This is a genomic window from Comamonas sp. Y33R10-2 (assembly GCF_019355935.1).
In the GTDB taxonomy this organism is placed as follows: domain Bacteria; phylum Pseudomonadota; class Gammaproteobacteria; order Burkholderiales; family Burkholderiaceae_C; genus Comamonas.
Map to the genome: position 1 here is coordinate 1,000,439 of NZ_CP079925.1, position 22,210 is coordinate 1,022,648.

Genomic DNA, 22,210 nt, shown 5'->3' on the forward strand with positions numbered 1-22,210 from the left:
AGTGGTGAATGCTTATCGGCAGAATTTCTCGAAACTGAAGTCGCTATTTCAGGAGGTCTGAGCCAAGGCTGCCAGTAGCTCAGTTTCTATGCGCAACTGGCTGTTGTTGCTTTGTAGCTCTGGGCCTTCGATCAAAAAGGTGTCTTCCACGCGCTCGCCCAAGGTGCTGATCTTGGCCAGTTGCACGCTGATATGGTGCTGGGCCAGTATGCGGGCAATGGTGTAGAGCAGACCTGCGCGGTCTGAGGCGGAGATGGAGAGCAGCCAGTGCTGGGCTTTGTCATCGGGGCGAAGCAAAACGCGCGGTGCAAACGGAAAGCTCTTAACCCGGCGAGACAGTCTTTTTTGTGACGGCATGGGCAGGGGGCCGCTTTGCACGAGGTCATGCGTAAGATCGTTTTCCACCATGTGCATGAGCTCACGGTATTGCTCTTGCATGGCTGGGGCGACCACCTGAAAAGTGTCTAGCGCATAGCCGTTGTTGGCGGTGTGGACCCGGGCGTCGAGAATGGAAAAGTTGGCCCGGTCGAAGTAGCCGCAGATACGGGCAAAAAGATCGGGCTGATCGGGCGCATAAACCAGCACCTGCAAGCCTTCGCCCGCCAGTGACTGGCGTGCGCGAACCACAGGCTTGTCAGCGCCGACATGGCGCGAAAGATGGCGTGTATGCCAAGCGATATCAGCGGCTTCATGGCGCATGAAGTAGCTCACATCCAGCGAATCCCACAACTTTTTGTGTGACTCAAAAGGCTGGGCCGAGAGGGCGAGCTGGATTAAGGCTTCGCGCTTGCGGTTTTCCACTAGGGCGGCGGCATCTGGGGCGCGCCCGCCTAGAACGCGCAGCGTCAGTCGGTAAGTGTCTTCGAGCAGCTTGCCCTTCCACGCAGTCCAAACCTTGGGGCTGGTGCCGCGAATATCGGCCACGGTCAGCAGATAAAGGGCGGTGAGCTTGCGTTCGTTGCCAATGCGCTGTGCAAACGCGCGAATCACATCGGGGTCTGACAGGTCTTGCTTTTGCGCGACTTGGCTCATGGTCAGGTGTTCGCTGACCAAAAACTCGGCCAACTCGGCATCAGCCTTGTCGATTTGGTGGGCGCGGCAAAAGCGTTTGATTTCTACCGAGCCGATAACGGAGTGGTCGCCGCCGCGGCCTTTGCCGATGTCGTGAAAGAGGGCGGCGAGGTACAAAATCCAAGGCTTGTCCCAGCCTGCGGCGAGTTGGGAGCAAAACGGGTATTCATGTGCGTGCTCAGCCATGAAAAAGCGCCGCACATTGCGCAGCACCATGAGTGTGTGCTGATCTACCGTATAGACGTGAAACAGGTCATGCTGCATTTGGCCGACGATGCGCCGAAACGGCCAGAGGTAGCGGCCCAGCACCGAGGTTTGGTTCATCAGCCGCATGGCGTGGGTGATGCCGCGGGGCTGCTGCAAAATCTTCATGAACGTGGCGCGGTTCACCGGGTCGTGGCGAAAGTCGCTGTCCATCACATCGCGGCTGGCGTACAGCGCACGCAGCGTACGGCTGGAAAGGCCAGTCAGCCCTTCGTGCTGCTCATACATGAGAAAGGTCTCAAGAATCGCATGGGGGTCGCGTCTGTACAGGTCGTCGCTTGCCACTTCAATGGTGCCGGCCTTCTCGAAAAAACGTTCATTGAGATGGATGAGTTCGTGCGAGCTGGGGCTTAGCCGCTCCTCAATGCTCATGCGCACGATTTGGCAAAGCTGGGTCACCGCTTTGGCGGCCCAGTAGTAGTGGCGCATCAGTGTCTCGCCGGCCCGCATAGCGAGTTTGCGGCCTTCGGGGGTGGTGGATTGGTAGCCAAAGGTCTCGGCCACAGCGGTTTGCAAGTCAAACACCAAGCGGTCTTCATGCCTGCCTGCGGCTGCGTGCAGGCGGGCGCGAATGAGGCTGAGCAGCGCCTCGTTGGATTCGAGCTGCTGCACTTCAAACGGCGTAATTAGGCCTTGCTCGGCCAGTTCATGCCAGCTATTGCCAAAGCCCGCCGCCTTGGCCAGCCAGAGCATGGTGTGCAAATCGCGCAGGCCGCCGGGTGATTCTTTGCAGTTAGGTTCTAGCGAATAAGGGGTGAAGTCGTACTTGGCATGGCGCTGGCGCATCTCCAGCAGCTTGCCGGCGACAAAAGTCTTGGGGTCAATTTGCGCGCAGAACTGGCTTTCGAAGTCGGCCACTAGCGGCTGGTTGCCGGTAATGCGGCGCGACTCCAGCAGGGCGGTTTGCACCGTCAGGTCTTGTGCGGCTTCTTGCAGACACTCGGCAATGCTGCGCACGCTGGAGCCAATTTCAAGCCCCGCATCCCAACAGCTGCTGATGAATTTTTCGATGTGTGCTGCAGTTTCTGCAGTGGGTTGCGCCTCACCTTGGGGCAGCAGCACCAGCACATCAATGTCTGAGTAAGGGAAAAGCTGTGCGCGCCCGTAGCCACCAACGGCCAGCAGGGCGGCGGTTGGAGGCATTTGTGCACGTATCCAGAGAGTGTCCAGCAGTGCATCAGCCAATTCACTCAAATGGTGCAAAACACCCCGCACGCTGCGCCGACCCAGTGAAGCGTTTTTGAGCAGCGCTATCTGTTTGGCCTTAGCGCTGCGGAATTCGTCACGCAGGGTTTGTAAAGAAGGCTGATCGAGTGCAGCAGTTGCGACGACTTGAGAGGGGGCGATGGATGTCATACGCAGCAGAAGTAAGGTGTTAACAGAGCAATTGCTTGAATGTCACCTTAACCCAACTTGTCTGGCTCTAAGCCCTGTGTTGTCAAAAAGGTGAGCGCCTAGCGCTTGCGGTGTAAGGACTGCAAGCAAAAAATATGCCGCATTCAGTCTGGCTGAATGCGGCATGGCGTTGGGGCTTGTGAAAAGGATCAGGTGCGAATGGCTTTGATGAAGTCGGGCGGTGTGGGCGAACCGTCCGACCAGGTCAGCACGTCATAGCCGGTTTTGGTCACGGCGATCATCAGCTCCCATTGAGCAGTCAGGCTGCGGTCTTTGGTGATCACCGTCCAGCCATCGGGCATGGACTTGATGTCGCGCTTGCCCAAGTTCAGCATGGGCTCGATGGTGAAGACCATGCCTTCTTCCAGCACCACGCCTTCGCCGCGGCGGCCGTAGTGCATGACTTGTGGCTCGTCATGGAAGATTTGACCAATGCCGTGGCCGCAGTACTCACGCACCACGGTCAGGTTGTTGCCTTCGGCGTATGTCTGAATGGCGTGACCCACATCGCCCAGCGTGGCGCCGGGTTTGACTTGCTCGATGCCCTTCCACATGGCTTCAAACGTGAGCTTGCTCAAGCGTTTGCCGGCAATCGTGCCGTCGCCAATCAAAAACATGCGGCTGTTGTCGCCAAACCAGCCGTCTTCGGTGATGACGGTCACGTCGACATTGACGATGTCACCCTTCTTCAAAGGCTTGTCGTTGGGAATGCCGTGGCAAACCACATGGTTGACCGAGGTGCAGACATAGGCCGGGTAGGGCGTCATGCCCGGCGGCTGATAGCCCAGGCAGGCCGTCTTGGTGCCTTGCTCGGCCATTCGTTTGGCGCACAGGTCATCGATTTGCTGGGTGGTGATGCCCGGCTTGATGTGGGGGGTGATGTAGTCCAGCACATCCGAAGCAAAGCGACCTGCAATGCGCATGCGCTCAATGTCTTCGGGGGTCTTCAGTGTGATGCTCATGGCTCAATTATCCCATTGCAGCGGTGAACCTGCAGGGGCAAGGGGCGTGAGAACTTGGGGTAAGCCCGAGGCGGGCTAAAATGTGAGGCTCACCGATACCGTGCCTTGGCTTTGACTTTTAACCGGTCAAAGCGGGGGCGCATTCACCAGCCTTCACACAAACAGGCCGCCTCGTGACCTTGCATTTGACTCAGTTTGAGGGTGGAAACGCTCTTAGCTCGTTCCGCGCCCAGCAACTCTTGACCGATCTGGTCGCCATCCATCCAAAGATCACGGGTATCGATGCCCGATTTATCCATTTAGTCGCCACTGAGGCCGCCCCGACTGCTGAACAATCTCAGCGTCTGGCGGCCTTATTGACGTATGGCGATCCCTACGTGGGCGCGGGTGAAGGTTCTGCCTTCATCGTCACGCCCCGTTTGGGCACTATTTCGCCTTGGGCTTCAAAGGCCACAGACATTGCCCGCAACTGCGGCTTGGATGTGTTCCGTGTGGAGCGCCTGACGGAGTACCGTGTCAGCTTGAAGACGGGCTTGTTAGGCGGAACGCCTGATTTGAGCGCAGAGCAAACCGCGCAAATCGCTGCGCTGCTGTTCGACCGCATGACCGAGTCAGTCTTCGCTACCCGTGCACAAGCCGAGCAACTGTTCACAACCTTGGCCGCACAGCCTATGGAGTTTGTGGACGTGTTGGGTGGCGGTGCTGCAGCGCTGGAAAAAGCCAACAAGCAATGGGGCTTGGCCTTGGCCGAAGATGAGATTGAGTATCTGGTCAACGCCTTTAATGGTTTGCAGCGCAACCCCTCCGATGTGGAGTTGATGATGTTTGCGCAGGCCAACTCTGAGCACTGCCGCCACAAAATCTTCAACGCCAACTTCACCATCGATGGTGTGGCGCAAGACAAGTCGCTGTTCGGCATGATCCGCAACACCGAAGCCCTGTCGCCCCAGCACACGGTGGTGGCGTACTCGGACAATGCCTCCATCATGGAAGGCCATGAAGTTGAGCGATTTACCGCCAAATTCGATGGAGGCCTAGGTACATCAAGCGCTCCTAGCTATCAAAAGCACAGCGCCATCAACCATGTGTTGATGAAGGTGGAAACGCACAACCACCCTACGGCCATCTCCCCATTCCCCGGCGCATCGACCGGCAACGGCGGCGAAATTCGCGACGAAGGCGCCACCGGCCGTGGCTCCAAGCCCAAGGCGGGTCTGACTGGTTTTACCGTCTCCAAGCTGTGGGGCAGCGAAGTGGGCAAGCCTGAGCACATTGCCAGCCCGCTGCAAATCATGATCGAAGGCCCGCTGGGTGGCGCGGCGTTCAACAACGAGTTTGGACGCCCCAGCCTGACCGGTTACTTTCGCGAGTACGAGCAGCAAGTCGGCGACATCACTCGTGGTTATCACAAGCCCATCATGATCGCTGGTGGTCTGGGCGTGATCGATTCCGAACAAACCAAGAAGATTCTGTTCCCTGCTGGCACCTTGCTGATTCAGCTGGGCGGCCCCGGTATGCGCATTGGCATGGGCGGCGGTGCAGCCAGCTCCATGGCCAGCGGCACCAATGCGGCGGAACTCGACTTTGACTCGGTGCAGCGCGGCAACCCCGAAATTGAGCGCCGTGCGCAAGAGGTTATCAACCACTGCTGGCAGCAGGGCGACAAGAACCCCATTTTGGCCATCCACGACGTGGGTGCGGGCGGTATCTCCAACGCCTTCCCTGAACTGACCAACGACGCAGGCCGCGGCGCACGCTTTGATTTGCGCGCGGTCAAACTCGAAGAGTCCGGCCTGGCCCCCAAGGAAATCTGGTCCAACGAATCGCAAGAGCGTTACGTGATGGCCATTGCCCCCGAATCACTGGCGCAATTCACCGCATTCTGTGAGCGCGAGCGCTGCCCGTTTGCCGTGATTGGTACGGCCACCGAAGAGCGCCACCTGGTGCTGGAAGATACGGCCGTCGAATCGGGCGACCAGAAATTCCCGGTTGATATGCCCATGGAAGTGCTGCTGGGTAAGCCACCCAAGGTGCACAAAGATGTGACCACCGTGGTGCGCGAGCTGCCCGCGATGGATCTGAACGGCTTGCCATTGGAAAAAGCCGTCATCGAAGTGCTGGCCCACCCCACCGTGGCTTCCAAGCGCTTCTTGATCACTATTGGCGACCGCGCCGTGGGTGGTTTGACCCACCGTGACCAGATGGTTGGCCCGTGGCAAGTGCCTGTGGCCGACGTGGCCGTGACGCTGGCTGATTACAAGGGCTTCAAGGGCGAAGCCATGGCCATGGGCGAGCGCACACCGCTGGCCGCCATCAACGCGCCCGCATCGGGCCGCATGGCGGTGGCGGAAGCCATCACCAATATGCTGGCTGCGCCGATTGAGCTGAGCAAGGTGAAAATGTCTGCCAACTGGATGGCCGCTTGCGGCGAAGCCGGTGAAGATGCTGACCTGTACGCCACGGTGAAGGCCGTGGGCATGGAGCTATGCCCCGCGCTGAACATCTCGATTCCTGTGGGTAAAGACAGCTTGTCGATGCGCACGCAGTGGAGCGACAACGGCGTGACCAAGAAGGTCACATCGCCCGTGAGCTTGATCATCACCGGCTTTGCCTCGATTGATGATGTGCGCACCACGCTGACGCCCCAGCTGAACGCTGAAGTGGAAGACAGCTCACTGATCTTGATCGATCTCGGTCGTGGCAAAAACCGCATGGGCGGCTCCATCATTGGTCAGGTGCTCAACCAATCGGGCAACGAAGTGCCTGATCTGGACGACGCCAAAGACCTGATTGCCATGGTTGATGCGGTGAACGCACTGCGCGCCAAGGGCCTGATCTTGGCCTACCACGACAAGGGCGATGGCGGGCTGCTGGCTACCGTGGCAGAAATGGCTTTTGCCGGCCATGTGGGCGTGGCGCTGAATGTGGACATGCTGATCACCGAAGGCGATGGCATCTCTGACAGCCGTATGGATAGCGGCGAAGGCAAGAACTGGGGCAAGCAAGTCTCAGGCCGCCGCGAAGACCAAACCCTTCGCGCACTGTTCAACGAAGAGTTGGGCGCTGTGCTGCAAATTCGCACAGCAGACCGCACCGAAGTGATGGATGTGCTGCGCGAGCATGGCCTGATTCAGTGCTCCACCATCGTGGGCAAGACCCGCCCCGTGTCGTCCCCCGTGGATGCAGGCAAGGGCGAGCTGCAAGTGTGGCGCGACGCGAACAAGGTGTTCGGCGCAACGCTTTCCGACCTGCACCAAGTGTGGGACGCCGTGAGCTGGAAGATCACCCAGCAGCGCGACAACCCCGCTTGTGCGGATAGCGAACACGCCACAGTCGGTGTGCCTGCTGACCCCGGCATGCATGTGCATTTGACGTTCGACCCTCAGGTCAACGTGGCAGCGCCTTTCATCAACGTAGCTGCCAAGCCCCGCGTGGCGGTGCTGCGCGAGCAAGGCGTGAACTCGCACGTGGAAATGGCCTACGCCTTTACCGAGGCGGGCTTTGACGCGGTGGACGTGCACATGAGCGATCTGCAAGCGGGCCGCGCACAGCTTCAAGACTTTGCCGGCGTAGTCGCCTGCGGCGGCTTTAGCTACGGCGACACCTTGGGCGCTGGCATTGGCTGGGCACGATCGATCACGTTTAACGACCGCCTGTCTGAGCAGTTCCAAGCCTTCTTTGGTCGCCAAGACACCTTCGGTTTGGGCGTGTGCAATGGCTGCCAGATGTTTGCCGAGCTGGCTGACATCATCCCCGGCGCACAAGACTGGCCACGCTTCACGCAAAACCAGAGCAACCGCTTTGAAGCCCGTTTGAGCATGGTGGAAGTGCTGGAGTCGCCCAGCCTGTTCCTGCAAGGAATGGCCGGTTCGCGCCTGCCGATTGCTGTGGCGCACGGTGAGGGCTTTGCCAACTTTAAGTTCCGTGGCAACGCGGATCAGGTGCTTAAATCCATGCGATATGTGGACAACCACGGTCAGCCCACTGAGCAGTACCCGTTCAACCCCAACGGCTCGGCCGGTGGTTTGACGGCTGTGACCACGGCTGATGGCCGCTTCACCGCCATGATGCCGCACCCCGAGCGCGTGTTCCGCAACGTGCAGATGAGCTGGACATCGGGCGATAAGTCCGAATTCAGCCCTTGGATGAATGTGTGGCGCAACGCCCGCAAGTGGCTGGGTTGATGTTGCAGCACACCTGAGAGCTAAAAACTCTTTGTAAACAGCAAAAGCCAGTTGACGCAAGTCAGCTGGCTTTTTTCATGTACGGGATTTTTGATTTTTCGTTTTTGCGCTGCAGCCTGATGATAGGCTGGTGAATGTCGCAAAACAGACTTTCATGGCCGCATGGCAAAGAGGTGCTGTAAGCGAGCTGGAAGCATTCCATCGTGAGTTTTTGAGGATAACCTGCCTCAAGTCCACGATATATAAGCGCCTACAGCTATCAAAATAAATGCAGCAACAGTTCCGAATGGGAGGCTTGGGTGTCGCGTGTATTAGCAACGGAAGCAGAAGTTCTGGCCTTGTCGCCGGATGCCGCTTCGTCCAAAGCTGCCAAAGGGCTGCAATCCATTAACAAATGGCCGACCGTGGGCAGCAATGATGTTGCAGTCTGGGGCGAATGCCAAGGCAGTGGCAGCAAGCCCTACCAAACGCAGGTCGACCTGAGCGGCCCTGCCTTCAAGTGCAGCTGTCCCAGTCGTAAATTTCCCTGCAAACATGGCCTTGCGCTGATGCTGCTGCGCGCTGCAGGGCAGGTGCCCGAAGGTGGGGAATCACCAGAGTGGGTCAATGCCTGGCTGGGTGGGCGGCAAGAAAAAGCGGAGCAAAAAGAAGCTAAAGCTGCCGCCATTGCCGCTGCACCACCGCCAGAGCCTGAAGTGATCGCCAAGCAGCAGGCCAAGCGCGATGACAAGCGTTGGGACAAAGTATCTGCCGGTATGCAGGAGCTGTCGCTGTGGATGCAGGACATGGTGCGCACCGGTTTGGCCAATCAGGCAAGCGATGCGCAAGCCCGCCAGCACTGGAACACCATGGCCGCGCGCATGGTCGATGCGCAGGTCACCGGAATGGCCGCCCGCATCAAAGAGGCGTGGGAACTGGTGGATAGCCACCCCAACTGGGCGCGTGACTTGCTGGTGCAGCTGGGTCATTGGCAACTGCTGGTCGATGCCGTGGAGCGCCGCGACTCGCTAAGCCCCGACGTGAAGGCCGATGTCATGGCAGCATTGGGCTGGCCTATGGACAAGGCCGAGGTGCAGGCGCTGGGCGAAAGCATCAGCGATGACTGGCTGGTGGTGGGCTTGCGCATGCTGGAGCGCGAAGGCCGCCTGATTGAGCGCCGCGTCTGGTTGCAAGGTTTGCAGACCGGGCGCATGGCGCTGGTGCTGGACTATTCGCAAGGTGGCCGTGGTTTTGAAACCGCTTTGGTGCCGGGCTCTACCTATCGAAGCACTTTGAGCTTTTACCCCGGCAATGCGCCGCTGCGGGCTATTGTGATCAGCAGTGCGCAGGCATTGCCAGCTGCGGACGCTGCGCCGTTGACGCCAGCCGTTTTGGCTCAGCCCTTGCAGCAGCTGAGCCAGCGCATTGCTGCCAATCCTTTGCAAGCTGTGCAACCCCTGTGGTGCGAACAGGCCCAGTTGCTGTTTACCGATGGACAATGGCTGGTGGCTTGGCCACAGGGCAATAGTCAATTCGCCCCTGTGCCTGCTTTGGTGGCGGATGAGCAGGCATGGCAGTTACTGGCGCTGACTGGCGGAGCTCCCATCACGCTGTTTGGCGAGTGGGAGCCGGGCCCGCAACTGGGGCGCTGGCGCTTGCTCAGCGCTTGGCAGGCTGATGAATCAAAGGCCTTGCGCAAGCTGTGGCAGAACCTGGGAGAGGTTTTATGAGCAGCACCCAATTATGGGCCGCCTTGCTGCAGTCCAGTCTGGTTGGCGCTGATCGTCTGCCTGTCCCGGCTGTCTTGACGGCGGGTAGCGGTGAAGCTCTGCCAGCGACTGAGCAGGCTTTGCAAAGTGCCTTCCTGCAGCCCGCTTCTTCGACCGCTACCCAAGTGCTGCGCTCCAGTGCCGTGGCCGCCGTGCTCGAGCGTGTGGGCTGGGTGCCCGGCGCGCAGGTTCGCTTAAGTCAGCCTTTGGCGCTGCCTGCCTCGCCTGCCGCTGAGTCGCGCAATGCACCGCAAAGCGAGTTGTTGCAAACCCTGATGAATGAAGCGCTGGAGCATGGCTCGCAAAATTTGCTGGCCCCCATGTTCCATGCGCTGAACGAGGCTGGTGTGCGCCTGCCTTATGCGCTGCTGGTACCGGCCTTGAATGCGGGCCGCCAGTCCACCGATCTGCGCACTTGGCTGACGCCCGTGCTCGGTGAGCGAGGCCGCTGGCTGGCAACGCTCAACCCGCAGTGGGCCTATGCCAATGGAGTGCAGGAGACGGCCAACGCCGATCAAATCTGGCTGGAAGGCTCCATTGAGCAGCGCGTGGCCTTGTTGCGCGGTGAGCGCGCTGGCGATGCCGCGCAGGCCCGCTCCCGTCTGGAAGCTAGCCTCAAAGAACTCAGCGCCAAAGAGCGTGCGCCCATGGTGATGGCGCTGGAAATTGGCCTTTCCATTCAGGATGAGCCGCTGCTGGAAAAGTTGCTGGCCGACCGCAGCAAGGAAGTGCGTGAAAACGCAGCTCGCCTGCTGTCGCGCTTGCCGCAAAGCGCGCACAGCCTGCGCATTACTGGCTGGCTGCAAGCCATGTTGACTCATAGCGTGAGCCAGGCAGGCAAAGGGGAATGGCAGATTGAGCCCCCCGAAGAAGGCCACAAAGACTGGGAGCGCGATGGCATTGCGCTGCAGCCTCCTTCTTACATCAAGGGCGTCAAAGCGTGGTGGCTGCAGCAAATGGTGGAGCTAGCGCCGCTGGACTTCTGGATGCAGCACCTGAGCATGACCCCCGAGCAGCTCTGGGAGTGGAGCCGCCGCAGCGACTGGAAGACAGCCCTGCGCCAAGGCTGGCTGGCTGCGCTGCGCGATCAGCCTGATGTGCGCTGGATTGATCTGCTGCAGACCATGGACCGCGATGCGCGGGCCGAATCTTTATTGCCCGCTTTGCTCGAGCAGCTCAGCCCCGAGCAGCGCGAGGCGTATTGGCTGCGCCAGTTGCAGCAGGCCAAGGGCACGCTGATTGAGCGCATCAACACGCTTGAAGGCGGCATGCCGGAGGTGGGCGAGTTTTCACTGCCCATGTCTGAGCGCTTGATGGATGAACTGAACAAGGCACTGGGCGGCAAACAGACCACAGGCAGCTGGCATAGCTGGCAGGCCGATCAAGCAATTTTGGTCTGCGCCCGCAGGCTGAACGCTGCCGTGCTGCCGCGCTTTGTACAGTTGTGGCGCAAGCCCGTAGCGGTCCCTGAGAGCATTCTAGAAGTGGCCGCAGAGCCTGAAGTTGCGGCGCCTGCTGAATCCGCTGTGATGCCCAAGCTGACTCAGCTATGGCGCAAGCTGGTCTCCAAAACCGAGGCGGTGGTGCAAGAGGCCGCAGCAGAGGTCAGCGATGCCGCAGCCAATACGCTCACACCCGAGCAGCAAGCCAAGCTGGAGCGCGCCCGCCTGCGCCCTTGGGATGACGAGCAGGTGCTGGCGCAACTGAATCGAATTGTTGACCTGCGCATGGCTTTGCATGCCGAGCTGCGCAACTGACCCCATTTTCTGAAATCAAACCGGAAGCACACCATGAGCCAAGTACTACGTCAGCACGCCGAAGCGCAATTTGCCGAAGAACTCGATGCCCTGCAAAAAGTGGACGACCGCGCGCGTCCGCAAAACTGGAAGCTCTCGCCCTGGGCGGTATTGCAGTACCTCATGGGCGGCAAGCTGAGCAACGGTTTTGAAGTCAGCCCCAAATACATTGGCAGCCCTCGCTTGATGGAGATCGCGGTTTCCACCTTGGCGACTGATCGTGCGCTTTTGTTGTACGGCGTGCCCGGCACGGCCAAGTCATGGGTGTCTGAGCATCTGGCGGCGGCCGTCAGCGGGGACTCAACCATGCTCATTCAAGGCACCGCAGGTACCAGCGAAGAGCAGCTGCGCTACGGCTGGAACTACGCCCAGCTGCTGGCCCACGGACCGTCTGAAAAAGCACTGGTCCCCAGCCCGCTGGTCAACGCCATGAAACTGGGCAAGATCGCCCGCATCGAAGAGCTGACCCGCATCCCCGCTGATGTGCAGGACACCTTGATCACCGTGCTGTCTGAAAAGACCTTGCCTGTGCCCGAGCTGTCGATGGAGTTTCAGGCGGTGCAGGGCTTCTCAGTCATCGCCACCGCCAACAATCGCGACAAGGGCGTGAACGAACTCTCAAGCGCATTGAAGCGGCGTTTTAACACCGTGGTGTTGCCCGTGCCGGCATCGCAAGAGGAAGAAATTCAGATCGTCACCAAGCGCGTGGCCGAGCAAAGCCGTGCATTGCAGTTGCCTGCCGAGCCACCGGCGCTGCAAGAAGTGCGCCGCGTGGTGCAGATCTTTCGCGAGCTGCGCAGCGGTCAGACCGAAGACGGCAAGACCGTGCGCGTAAAGTCGCCTAGCTCTACGCTGTCTACGGCCGAAGCCATTTCGGTCATCAACAGCGGCATGGCGCTGGCCGGCCACTTTGGCGACGGCGTGCTGCGCGCGGGCGATGTGGCGTCCGGCCTGCTGGGGGCGATCATCAAAGACCCGGTGCAGGACACCGTGGTGTGGAAGGAATACTTGGAAACTGTGGTTAAAGAACGTGCCGACTGGAAGGATCTATACCGAGCCTGCCGCGAGCAGCTTTAACTTGGCGGGCGGCTGCCACAGCCCTTGATACGTCGTTGCACCACCTCGCCGTAGCGCTGCTACTGTCTTCGGTGACGCGCCTCGTCTCAAACGCGAATCTTCGATTCGCTGGGCTGTGCCAACCGCTTCAAGCGCAGTTGTTCACCCCAGCCTTCTGATTGACCCAGCCCATGGCCACTTCCGCTGATACCGTTAATTTCTTTGGCATACGCCACCACGGCCCCGGCTGTGCGCGCAGCTTGCTGCAGGCGCTTGAGGCTTTACAGCCTGACTGCCTGCTGGTGGAAGGCCCGCCTGAAGGCGAGTCACTTTTGCCCATGCTGCAAAGTGCTGATCTGCGCCCGCCGGTGGCCATGCTGGTCTATATGCAGGACTCGCCGAGTCATGCTGCGTTTTACCCTTTTGCCGAGTTTTCGCCGGAGTGGCAGGCGCTGCAATGGGCTAGCCGCAAGGGCGTGACTACGCGCTTTATCGACCTGCCGCAGACCCATGCCATGGCCATTGATCTGGCACGGCGCGAGGCCTTGAAGCAGGCCATGCAAAGCGATGAAGATGATAAGCAGGCTGAGGATGAAGCGCCTGAAACCGTCAACACTGAAGAAGCGACTGAGTCAGCATTGCCTGAAGAGGAGGTCGCAGTCGAACTGCCCGCAGAAATCCACCGTGACCCGCTGGACTGGCTGGCGCAGGCTGCTGGTTTCGAAGATGGTGAAAGCTGGTGGAACCGCTTGGTGGAAGAGCGCGGCGACAGCGAAGCGCTGTTTGAATCTATCAACGAAGCCATGACCGCTGTGCGCGGCGAATTGGCTAAAGACGGTGAACATTGGCGCGGCCCCGACTATGTGAAGCGCGAGGCTTTGCGTGAAGCCCATATGCGCCAGTGCATACGCGAGGCGACCAAGGCCGGTTTTCAGCGCATTGCCGTGGTCTGCGGTGCTTGGCATGTGCCTGCGCTGCAGCAAAGCGTCACCGCCAAGGCAGATGCTGCCTTGCTCAAAGGCTTGCCCAAAGCCAAAGTTCAAGCCACTTGGGCACCTTGGACCTATCGCAATCTAGCCAGCAGCAGCGGCTATGGCGCGGGTGTCACATCGCCGGGCTGGTACGAGCATCTGTGGCGCTGTTATCAAGAAAATATGGCGCTAATACAGGATAGTCAACCGCTGTCTGCTACTAAAAATATAGTAAGCCCCGCTGTGCTGCGCACCGCAGGCTGGCTGACCCGCGTGGCCCGTTTGCTGCGCAGCAAGGATCTGGACTGCTCCAGCGCCCACATCATTGAGGCGACTCGACTGGCCGAAAGTCTGGCGGCACTGCGCGGCCAGCCCATCCCGGGGCTGCAAGAGATTAACGAATCCATCGTCACCGTCATCTGCATGGGCGAGACCGCGCCGCTGCAGCTGATTGAGGACGAGCTGACCGTGGGCCATGTCCTGGGCAGCGTGCCCGCCGATGTGCCGCAAGTGCCGCTGCAGCGCGATATGGAGCAGCAGCAAAAGTCGCTGCGCATGAAGCCCGAAGCGGCTACCAAGCTGCTGGCGCTGGATTTGCGCAAAGACATCGATTTGGCGCGCAGCCACTTTTTGCACCGCCTGCGTTTGCTGGGCATTGACTGGGGCACGCGTGCGCAAGATGCACAGCGCAACCGCGGCACCTTTCGCGAAAGCTGGCAACTGCAGTGGCAGCCTGAGCTGGCCGTGCGCATCATTGAAGCCAGCGTGCATGGCGCCACCGTGGCGCAGGCCGCAACTTCCAAGCTGCGCGCCAGCCTCAAGCCCGATACCGCACTGCCTGAGATTGCGCAGGCCATTGACGATGCACTGCTGGCCAATTTGCCCCAGCTGGTTCAAGCGCTGATCGAAACCTTGGCCGAGCGAGCGGCCACCACGGGCGATGTCGGGCAGTTGCTGCAGGCGCTGCCGCCGCTGGCCAATGTGTACCGCTACGGCAGCGTGCGCCAGACGGATACCGCTTTGCTGGCCACGGTGATTGATTCGCTCATCGTGCGCGCCTCCATTGGCCTGCCCGTGGCTTGTATGGCCATGGATGACGATGCCGCCGCCGCCATGAAGGCCAAGGTACTGGCTGCGCACGATGCTTTGCGTCTGCGGGCGACGGAGGGTGAAGCGCAAGAAACGGTTGACGCTTGGCGTGCAGCCTTGCGCAGTATGGCCATGGGCGATGCGGCTGCGGCCTTGCTGCGCGGCATGGCTTGCCGATTGCTGCTCGATGAGCATTTGCTGCAAAGCGCCGAGGTGGTGCAGCAGTTCAACCGCAACTTGTCGCTGGGCGCAGCGCCCATGGATGTAGCGGCGTGGCTGGATGGATTTTTGAACCAGCAGGCGTTGGTGCTGCTGCACGATGAATCCATCTGGGGCGCGATTGACGCGTGGCTGAGCGGTTTGGGCGAGGTGCAGTTTGCGCAGATTTTGCCGCTAGTGCGCCGCAGTTTTGCCAACTTCAGCAAGCATGAGCGGCAAAGTCTGGGTGAGAAAGCCAAGCGTGTGCCTGTCTCTGGCGCTGCTGCGGCGGCACCCGTCACCAGCGACGCAGGCGATGCCCCTTGGGACGAGCAACGCGCTGCGCTGGCGCTGCCCGTGTTGAATGCACTTTTGGGCCTAAATCTGCCGCAAGTGCTTATAGATAAAGCACAAGCAGCTACTCATTTTGAAGCGTCTTCTGCCAAGGTGTGATGATGAACCAGATAGCCAAAACAGACGCCAATACAGATACAGAGGCACTTCAAGAGGTCGCCGAAGAGCTTCAGCCCACCACGCGCCTGCAGCGCTGGCGCATGGTGCTGGGCAGCCCGGCCGATGCCAGCTGCGGCGGCGTGTCGGGGCGCTTGCAGGAAATGGACCAGACGCTGGCTGCGCTGTATGAGGAAGACAGCAAGCTCTCGTCCCGCAAGGGCGGGCGCAGCAATTCATCGCCGTCCGTCTCGCGCTGGTTGGGCGATATCCGCAAGTATTTTCCCAGCCAAGTCGTGCAGGTCATGCAGCGCGATGCAATGGAGCGCCTGAACCTGCGCGAGCTGCTGCTGCAGCCCGAGATGCTGGAGAACGTGCAGCCCGATGTGCATCTGGTGGCTGACCTGATATCGCTGGGTTCCGTCATTCCGCAAAACACTAAGGCCACGGCCAGACTGGTGGTGCGCAAGGTGGTCGATGAGCTGATGAAAAAGCTGGAAGAGCCCATGCGCAGCGCTGTGAGTGGCGCGCTGGACCGCAGTCAGCGCAATAGTCGTCCTCGCCATGCCGAGATTGACTGGAACCGCACCATTCGCGCCAACCTGCGCCACTGGCAGCCCGAGTACCAATCCATAGTCCCCGAGACGCTGATCGGCTATGGCCGCAAGGCGCGCCGCCCGCAGCGCGAAGTGATTTTGTGCATTGACCAAAGTGGCTCCATGGCCAGCTCTGTCGTCTACTCCAGCATCTTTGGCGCAGTGATGGCAAGCCTGCCAGCCGTGGCGACCAAATTGGTGGTGTTTGATACGGCAGTGGTCGATCTGACCGATAAGCTCGACGACCCGGTCGATGTGCTGTTCGGCGTGCAACTGGGCGGCGGCACAGACATCAATGGCGCGGTCGGCTATTGCCAAGGCCTTATCAGCGAGCCGCGCAACACCATTTTGGTACTGATCTCTGACCTGTACGAAGGTGGCGTCGAATCCGGCCTGCTGCGCCGCGCCAATGAACTGGTCGAATCAGGCGTGCAGTTCATCACGCTGCTGGCGCTCAGCGATGAGGGCGCACCGTCTTATGACGCTGATCTGGCGGCCAAACTGGCTGCCTTGGGCGTGCCATCGTTTGCCTGCACGCCGGATGCCTTCCCGCAACTGATGGCAGCCGCTATTCGCCGCGATGATGTGGCGGCCTGGGCGGCGACGCAGGGCTTTAAGACCAGCAAATAAAAAACAGCCTGCAGTTGCAGGCTGTTTTTATGGGGGGAGCGACTCTTAGTCCGCCAGAACCACGCCGACCTTGGCCAGCTTGCTTGCCAGCACATCGCGGCGGCGGGCAGCTTTGTTAGCTGTCTCGACGACGGTGGCGATGGTGCGCGGGCCCTTGCCAGCAGAGGCCTTGATCAGCTCCGCCTTCTTGGCGGCTTCAGCGGCGACTTTTCGGTAGCTGGCGATCAGCTCGGCATGTTCAATAGGTTGGTTCACAGGGTATCCGTTCAATAAGAGTGCCCATTGTCGTTGGAAATGCGTTTGGGGCGTTGTGATTGGCTATTTCCTGTCGCTGTTGCGATGGACTTTAAAGGCATGATGGCATCCATTTAAACAAATAGGGGTGTGTGATGGCAGGTGCCGGTCTATTAATGCTGTTGGATGATATTGCAGCGATGCTCGATGACGTGGCCTTGATGACCAAGACCGCTGCAGGTAAGAGCACGGCGATGCTTGATGACGTGGCCATGCAGACCAAGGTGGCCATGCAGAAAACCGCCGGTGTGCTGGGCGACGATTTGGCGCTTAATGCTGAGCAGGTGACAGGCGTTAAAGCCAATAGAGAGTTGCCCGTAGTTTGGGCCGTGGCCAAAGGCTCGTTATGGAATAAGGCGGCCTTGGTGCCAGCGGCCTTGCTGATCAGCGCATTTGCCCCTTGGCTGATTACGCCGCTGCTCATGGTGGGTGGGGCTTTTCTGTGCTTTGAAGGCGTGGAAAAAATCTTGCACCTTTTCCACAAAAAGCAGGCACATGACGAAAAAGAGGCTGTGCATGATGCCAATGAGGCAACGCTAAAAGGCGTCGCACCCTCGTCGGTGCGTTCTGCACGTGATCAAGAGATGGACCCGGTAGCGTACGAAAAGCAAAAGGTCAGCGGCGCGATACGCACGGACTTTATTTTGTCCGCTGAAATCTTGGCTATTGCACTGGGCACGGTCTCTACCAAGCCTATTTGGGAGCAGGCCGCTGTGCTGGTTGCTGTGGCTTTGGCTATCACGATCTTCGTTTACGGCTTAGTGGCTGGCATTGTGCGTATGGATGATGTGGGCGCTTGGCTGATGGCCAAGAGCAGCAGCATTGCCAAAGCTGTGGGTCGTGGTTTGATTGCCTTCACTCCTTGGCTGATGCGCGGGCTGTCGATTGTGGGCACTGCCGCCATGTTTATGGTGGGCGGTAGCTTGCTGGTGCATGGCATCAAGCCGATTGAGCTCTGGGTGCAGCAGGTGCTGACACCCATGGGCGGCATTGTGGCCATGCTGGGCCCCGTGTTGGTGCACGTGGTGGTGGGCGCCATCATTGGTGGCGCAGTGGTGCTGTGCGTAGAGCTGTGGCGCAAGCTGCGCCCTGCAAAGGTGGCACATTAAAGTTAATAGCTAGCACCGCTGATGCAGCAACGGTTTGCGCTGAATCAGAAATCAAAGCGGGCGTGGCCATTGGGCAACGCCCGCTTTTTCTTTGGGTGAGTCGGTGGGCCGGTTGACTTGGGACAAACCCGGAAGTGGGCTGCTTTGTTTCAATCAATACCAAGGAACGCAAAAACTGCTTCCAGTGATTTACTCAAGGAAAAGCCCATGAAAAAGACTCTGATCGCGATCGCCGCCGCTGCCAGCGCATTGACTGCTGGCACTGCTTTTGCTCAATCCTTTGATGGCACAAGCCCGTGGCAAGTACGCGTGCGTGCTTTGCACCTTGATAGCGACAACGGCGGCGCTGCCGGTGCTGCTGGTGTGAGCATCAACAACAAGTGGATGCCTGAGCTGGATGTGTCGTACTTCTTTACGCCCAACATCGCTGCCGAGCTGGTGCTGAGCTACCCCCAAAAGCATGACGTGCGTTTGGGCGGCACCCATGTTGGCTCGCTCAAGCACCTGCCCCCCACCTTGCTGGCGCAGTATCACTTCACCAACTTTGGCGCATTCAAGCCTTATGTGGGTGCCGGTGTGAATTACACACGCTTCTCGAACGTAAATATTGCCGATGGCGCTGTGACCGTGAAGAAGAACAGCTTTGGCGGCGCGCTGCAGGTCGGCTTTGACTATAAGTTGGACAAAAATTGGTCGCTGAACTTCGACATCAAGAAGGTTTATCTGGGCACCAAGGTCACAGGCGCTGGTCTGGAAGGTGCCAAGTTCAAGGTTGACCCATGGTTGGTGGGTGTGGGCGTGGGCTATCGTTTCTGATAGGCCTGCTGTAAAGAGTTGCTTGTCTCTAGACCTTCTGCTGGAGACGAGTCGCACGCACCGCTTTGCCTGCGGTGCACTGAAGCCGGCTGGTTGTAAGGCTAGCTGACTTCAAAGTCTAGGGTGTTTATTTAGATCGGTATCTAGCGCTTGCGGGATACCGATTTTTTTATTCTGTGCGGAAGTTGAAACGCTGCGCTAAGCACACTGGCACAGCTTGGCCTTTGTAGTGGCTGACGGAGAACTTCCAGCGCCGAATGGCATCCACCGCGGCTTTGGCCAGCGTTGGGTTGGAGTCGGGCGATATCAAGTACTGATCGACCTTGCCTTGCGCCGAGACATTGATGACGATAGTCACGCGGCCCTCAGGCATCTCGCCGGATGTTTGCTGGGGGTAGTCTGGCAGGCGGGTGCGTTCAATCCGGGGCGTCTCATCGAGTTGATGTACGCCAAAGCACTTCTTGAGCCAGTCAGGCTGCTGCTGCGCAGGCAGCCAGCGGGCATAGCTGGAGCCTTGCGGTCGGTCGATGGGCTTGGGTGGGTAGGATGCCTTCGGTGGAAAACTGTAAGCAGGAGGAGGGTGCATTGCGTCCGCTGCTGGCGACTGGCTCAGTTCAAGCACCGGTGCCGGTGTTGGTGTCGGTGCTTGCGATGGTGCAGGATTTAAGGCAGATGTTTCAACCTCGGATGCAGATGCGCTGTCTGGCCGGGTCGGAATTTGCCTGCAAGCGCTCAGCCAAAGGCAAAGAAACATCAGGCCGGCTATTGGCAGGCGGCCTGTGGTGATGAGGTTGTTGGGCATCTGAGAACTCTCCGCAGCCCGTAATGCGGGGGCTGCCAAGAAGTTCTTATACCTGTTCGAGTGCCTGGTTCAGGTCAGCCAGCAGGTCGTCAATATGTTCAATACCGACTGACAGGCGCACCATGCCTTCGGTTACGCCGGCCTTGGCCAGCTCGGCGGGGTCGAGTTGACGGTGTGTGGTCGATGCTGGATGGGTGGCCAGAGACTTAGCGTCGCCAATGTTGACCAAGCGGGTGAACAGCTGCAGCGCATCCAAAAAGCGCGCACCAGCGGCGCGGCCTTCGTCGCCCTTCAAACTGAAGGACAGAATGCCCGAGGCGCGGCCTTGCGACTGCTTTTGCACGATGGCGTGGTCGGGATGGTCTTTAAGCCCGGCATAGCGCACCCATTCCACTTTGGAATGGTTTTGCAGGGTTTCGGCAATCTTTTGCGTGTTCTCGCAAATACGGTCCATGCGCAGGGCCAGTGTCTCAATGCCTTGCAGAATCTGGAACGAATTTTGGGGCGAAATGGCTGCGCCCATATTGCGCAGCGGCACCACGCGGGCGCGGCCGATGAAGGCCGCTGGGCCTAATGCTTCGGTATAGACCACGCCGTGGTAGCTCACATCGGGTTCGTTGAGGCGTTTGAAGCGGGCCTTGTGCTCCGCCCAAGGGAATTTGCCGCTGTCCACAATCGCGCCGCCTACGCTGGTGCCATGGCCGCCCAGATATTTGGTGAGAGAGTGCACCACGATGTCCGCGCCAAATTCAATGGGACGCAGAAGATAGGGTGAGGGCACCGTGTTGTCAACAATCAGCGGCACGCCGTGGGCATGGGCCACATCGGCGAGGGCTTGAATGTCGGTCACATTGCCCAGCGGGTTGCCAATGGATTCGATGAAAACGGCCTTGGTCTTGGCATCGATCAGCTTGCCGAAGCTGGCAGGGTCGCGCGCATCGGCAAAGCGCACTTCAATGCCTTGCTGCGGGAAGGTGTGGGCAAACAGGTTGTAAGTGCCGCCATAAAGCGTGCTGGCGCTGACGATGTTGTCGCCCGCTTCCGCCAAGGTCTGGATGGCAGCGGTGATGGCGGCCATGCCCGATGCCACGGCGAGGCCTGCAATGCCACCTTCCAGGGCCGCCACGCGCTTTTCCAGCACGTCGGTGGTGGGGTTCATGATGCGGGTGTAAATATTGCCCGGCACCTTCAAATCAAATAAATCCGCGCCGTGTTGAGCGCTGTCAAACGCATAGGCCACTGTTTGGTAAATCGGCACGGCCACAGCCTTGGTCGTGGGGTCGGGGGAATAACCAGCGTGTACAGCGAGTGTCTCTATGCGCATTTGTGTCCTTGAATGTAATTATTTGAAGCCTTGAGCCTACGCCCAAGTCTTATAAATTATGGAGAGGTCTGAGCTTCAAAAGAAGGACTGAATGGCTATGTGCTTATGCAAATACGAGGCATAAAGTCTGAAACTGAAATATTTCACGATTTATTATGTGCAGAATCGCTGACACAATAACTCACAATTTCTTACACGAGAAATAGATATCTTGAACCCGCCAGCCGTCATGTACTTTGCCTTGATAGCGCCTGCTTGCGTGTCACTGTTTGGCTTTGCTCTGCTGACTTGCTGGTATGTGCAGCGCCGTCAGCCGCAGGCGGTATTTCTGCTTTGGTTTTTCGGCGGCTTTATCGCTCTGTCAACGGCGCTGGCGGCACAGAGTTTGATGACAAATTCTCAGCTCACCCAGTCTGCGCTGGCTACCGCTTGTTTGTATTTAATGGGCTTTTGGTTGCTGGCGCAGGGTATGTCACTTCGACTGCGTGGGCGAGGCGTTAGTGTCATCTGCGGCTTGGTCATTGGCTTGGTCGGTTTGGCGGTGGTGTTTTATTACACACAGTTTGAGAGCGACCGACGCATTCGTATTCAGAGTTTGGCCATCACTATGGCATTAATGCAGGCGCTAGCTTTGCCTGCGTTTTTACAAGCCAAGCCTGCGCAGGATTGGGTAGAGCATTTGGTGCGCGGCACTTACGTAGTGAACGTTGTTTACGCCTTGTTCAGGCCATTCGCTGTGAATTGGGTCCCTATGGATGAGGCGCATGAGCTGACACGTTCAGGCTATTGGGCCTTGGTGCAAGCAACGGCGCTACTGTTTTCTATGCTGTTCACCGTGGGCTTAATTGCCTGTTCGGTCAGGGACATGGTGACCAACTTGCGCGATGAGCGCAACCGCGACCCTCTGACTCGTTTGCTCAATCGGCGCGCCTTCATGGAGGCCGCTCAGCCCTTGTTGGCAGACCGCAGGCAAGCTCCCTGGGCTTTGGTGGCTGTAGACATTGATCATTTCAAGCGTATCAATGACAACTGGGGCCATGCAGCCGGCGATCAGGTACTGGTGCAACTCGGCCCATTGTTGTTAAAGCAGGTGCGAGAAAAAGACTTGATTGCTCGCTTCGGCGGCGAAGAATTCATGCTGCTGCTCAACCGTGTGCAAATGAGTGAGGCACACGCAATTGTTGACCGTATGCGCGAGCAGATGAAAACCCAAGAATTTGACCATCTGCCAGAGCGTCTTCGTATGACCGCCAGCTTTGGTATTGTCCCGATGGGCTCTGTCGAAGAACTAGCTGGGGCACTCAGTCAGGCGGATGATCTGCTTTATGAGGCGAAACGTTCTGGCAGAGACTGCGTACAAACTTTGAAGACGGCAGATCAAGGTTTTGATGAGGCAGTTTATGCTATTGATTTGAGAGCTAAAAGTGCAGTCTATAGCTAGACTACAGAGCTTTT

Annotated in this window: 14 protein-coding genes; 9 read left to right on the plus strand and 5 right to left on the minus strand. The window is 58.9% G+C overall.

Annotated features, from left to right (window positions below; translation table 11 throughout):
- Nucleotides 1–48: 48 nt before the first annotated feature.
- Both KUF54_RS04555 and map read right to left on the minus strand, forming a co-directional pair.
- The gene (locus KUF54_RS04555; protein ID WP_219345488.1) at nucleotides 49–2,691 is read right to left on the minus strand and encodes a [protein-PII] uridylyltransferase; all 2,643 of its coding nucleotides are present in this window, start codon (nucleotides 2,689–2,691) and stop codon (nucleotides 49–51) included.
- Between the two features lie 188 nt (nucleotides 2,692–2,879).
- The gene (gene map, locus KUF54_RS04560; RefSeq protein ID WP_219345489.1) at nucleotides 2,880–3,692 is read right to left on the minus strand and encodes a type I methionyl aminopeptidase; all 813 of its coding nucleotides are present in this window, start codon (nucleotides 3,690–3,692) and stop codon (nucleotides 2,880–2,882) included.
- Between the two features lie 173 nt (nucleotides 3,693–3,865).
- On the opposite strand from map, the gene purL reads away from it, so the two are divergent.
- From purL to KUF54_RS04590, 6 genes are all read left to right on the plus strand, one after another.
- Entirely contained in the window at nucleotides 3,866–7,876 is a 4,011-nt protein-coding gene (gene purL, locus KUF54_RS04565) for a phosphoribosylformylglycinamidine synthase (RefSeq protein ID WP_219345490.1), read from the plus strand.
- A 299-nt stretch (nucleotides 7,877–8,175) separates the two neighbouring features.
- On the plus strand, nucleotides 8,176–9,585 hold the full coding sequence (locus KUF54_RS04570) for an SWIM zinc finger family protein (protein ID WP_255576295.1): 1,410 nt from the start codon (nucleotides 8,176–8,178) through the stop codon (nucleotides 9,583–9,585).
- The gene (locus KUF54_RS04575; RefSeq protein ID WP_219345491.1) at nucleotides 9,582–11,381 is read left to right on the plus strand and encodes a DUF5691 domain-containing protein; all 1,800 of its coding nucleotides are present in this window, start codon (nucleotides 9,582–9,584) and stop codon (nucleotides 11,379–11,381) included. The genes KUF54_RS04570 and KUF54_RS04575 overlap by 4 nt, the downstream gene beginning before the upstream one ends.
- A gap of 33 nt (nucleotides 11,382–11,414) precedes the next feature.
- Nucleotides 11,415–12,497, plus strand: a complete 1,083-nt coding sequence (locus KUF54_RS04580; RefSeq protein ID WP_219345492.1) for an AAA family ATPase — start codon at nucleotides 11,415–11,417, stop codon at nucleotides 12,495–12,497.
- 170 nt (nucleotides 12,498–12,667) lie between these two features.
- Entirely contained in the window at nucleotides 12,668–15,187 is a 2,520-nt protein-coding gene (locus KUF54_RS04585) for a DUF5682 family protein (RefSeq protein ID WP_219345493.1), read from the plus strand.
- A 101-nt stretch (nucleotides 15,188–15,288) separates the two neighbouring features.
- Complete coding sequence (locus tag KUF54_RS04590) at nucleotides 15,289–16,410, plus strand: VWA domain-containing protein (protein ID WP_370627600.1); 1,122 nt, start codon at nucleotides 15,289–15,291, stop codon at nucleotides 16,408–16,410.
- A 45-nt stretch (nucleotides 16,411–16,455) separates the two neighbouring features.
- On the opposite strand, the gene KUF54_RS04595 is transcribed toward KUF54_RS04590, so the two are convergent.
- Nucleotides 16,456–16,665 carry a hypothetical protein gene (locus KUF54_RS04595; RefSeq protein ID WP_219345495.1) on the minus strand — a complete coding sequence of 70 codons (210 nt, stop codon included), beginning with the start codon at nucleotides 16,663–16,665 and terminating at the stop codon, nucleotides 16,456–16,458.
- Between the two features lie 134 nt (nucleotides 16,666–16,799).
- Between KUF54_RS04595 and KUF54_RS04600 the strand changes: the two genes are divergently transcribed.
- The gene (locus KUF54_RS04600) at nucleotides 16,800–17,813 is read left to right on the plus strand and encodes a DUF808 domain-containing protein (protein WP_219345496.1); all 1,014 of its coding nucleotides are present in this window, start codon (nucleotides 16,800–16,802) and stop codon (nucleotides 17,811–17,813) included.
- A gap of 207 nt (nucleotides 17,814–18,020) precedes the next feature.
- On the plus strand, nucleotides 18,021–18,629 hold the full coding sequence (locus KUF54_RS04605) for an OmpW family protein (RefSeq protein ID WP_219345497.1): 609 nt from the start codon (nucleotides 18,021–18,023) through the stop codon (nucleotides 18,627–18,629).
- Nucleotides 18,630–18,798: 169 nt separating this feature from the next.
- On the opposite strand, the gene KUF54_RS04610 is transcribed toward KUF54_RS04605, so the two are convergent.
- Entirely contained in the window at nucleotides 18,799–19,431 is a 633-nt protein-coding gene (locus KUF54_RS04610) for an energy transducer TonB (protein ID WP_219345498.1), read from the minus strand.
- 46 nt (nucleotides 19,432–19,477) lie between these two features.
- The gene (locus KUF54_RS04615; protein ID WP_219345499.1) at nucleotides 19,478–20,755 is read right to left on the minus strand and encodes an O-acetylhomoserine aminocarboxypropyltransferase/cysteine synthase family protein; all 1,278 of its coding nucleotides are present in this window, start codon (nucleotides 20,753–20,755) and stop codon (nucleotides 19,478–19,480) included.
- A 211-nt stretch (nucleotides 20,756–20,966) separates the two neighbouring features.
- Here KUF54_RS04615 and KUF54_RS04620 point away from each other — a divergent pair, with 211 nt between their 5' ends.
- Nucleotides 20,967–22,196 (plus strand): diguanylate cyclase, encoded by a 1,230-nt coding sequence (locus tag KUF54_RS04620; RefSeq protein WP_219345500.1) that lies wholly within the window; start codon nucleotides 20,967–20,969, stop codon nucleotides 22,194–22,196.
- Nucleotides 22,197–22,210 lie beyond the last annotated feature (14 nt).

Coding starts and splice junctions, on each gene's coding strand:
- KUF54_RS04555 (WP_219345488.1), bottom strand. CDS start 2,691: ATGACATCCATCGCCCCCTCTCAAGTCGTCGCAACTGCTGCACTCGAT.
- map (WP_219345489.1), bottom strand. CDS start 3,692: ATGAGCATCACACTGAAGACCCCCGAAGACATTGAGCGCATGCGCATT.
- KUF54_RS04575 (WP_219345491.1), top strand. CDS start 9,582: ATGAGCAGCACCCAATTATGGGCCGCCTTGCTGCAGTCCAGTCTGGTT.
- KUF54_RS04580 (WP_219345492.1), top strand. CDS start 11,415: ATGAGCCAAGTACTACGTCAGCACGCCGAAGCGCAATTTGCCGAAGAA.
- KUF54_RS04585 (WP_219345493.1), top strand. CDS start 12,668: ATGGCCACTTCCGCTGATACCGTTAATTTCTTTGGCATACGCCACCAC.
- KUF54_RS04590 (WP_370627600.1), top strand. CDS start 15,289: ATGGTGCTGGGCAGCCCGGCCGATGCCAGCTGCGGCGGCGTGTCGGGG.
- KUF54_RS04600 (WP_219345496.1), top strand. CDS start 16,800: ATGGCAGGTGCCGGTCTATTAATGCTGTTGGATGATATTGCAGCGATG.
- KUF54_RS04605 (WP_219345497.1), top strand. CDS start 18,021: ATGAAAAAGACTCTGATCGCGATCGCCGCCGCTGCCAGCGCATTGACT.
- KUF54_RS04610 (WP_219345498.1), bottom strand. CDS start 19,431: ATGCCCAACAACCTCATCACCACAGGCCGCCTGCCAATAGCCGGCCTG.
- KUF54_RS04615 (WP_219345499.1), bottom strand. CDS start 20,755: ATGCGCATAGAGACACTCGCTGTACACGCTGGTTATTCCCCCGACCCC.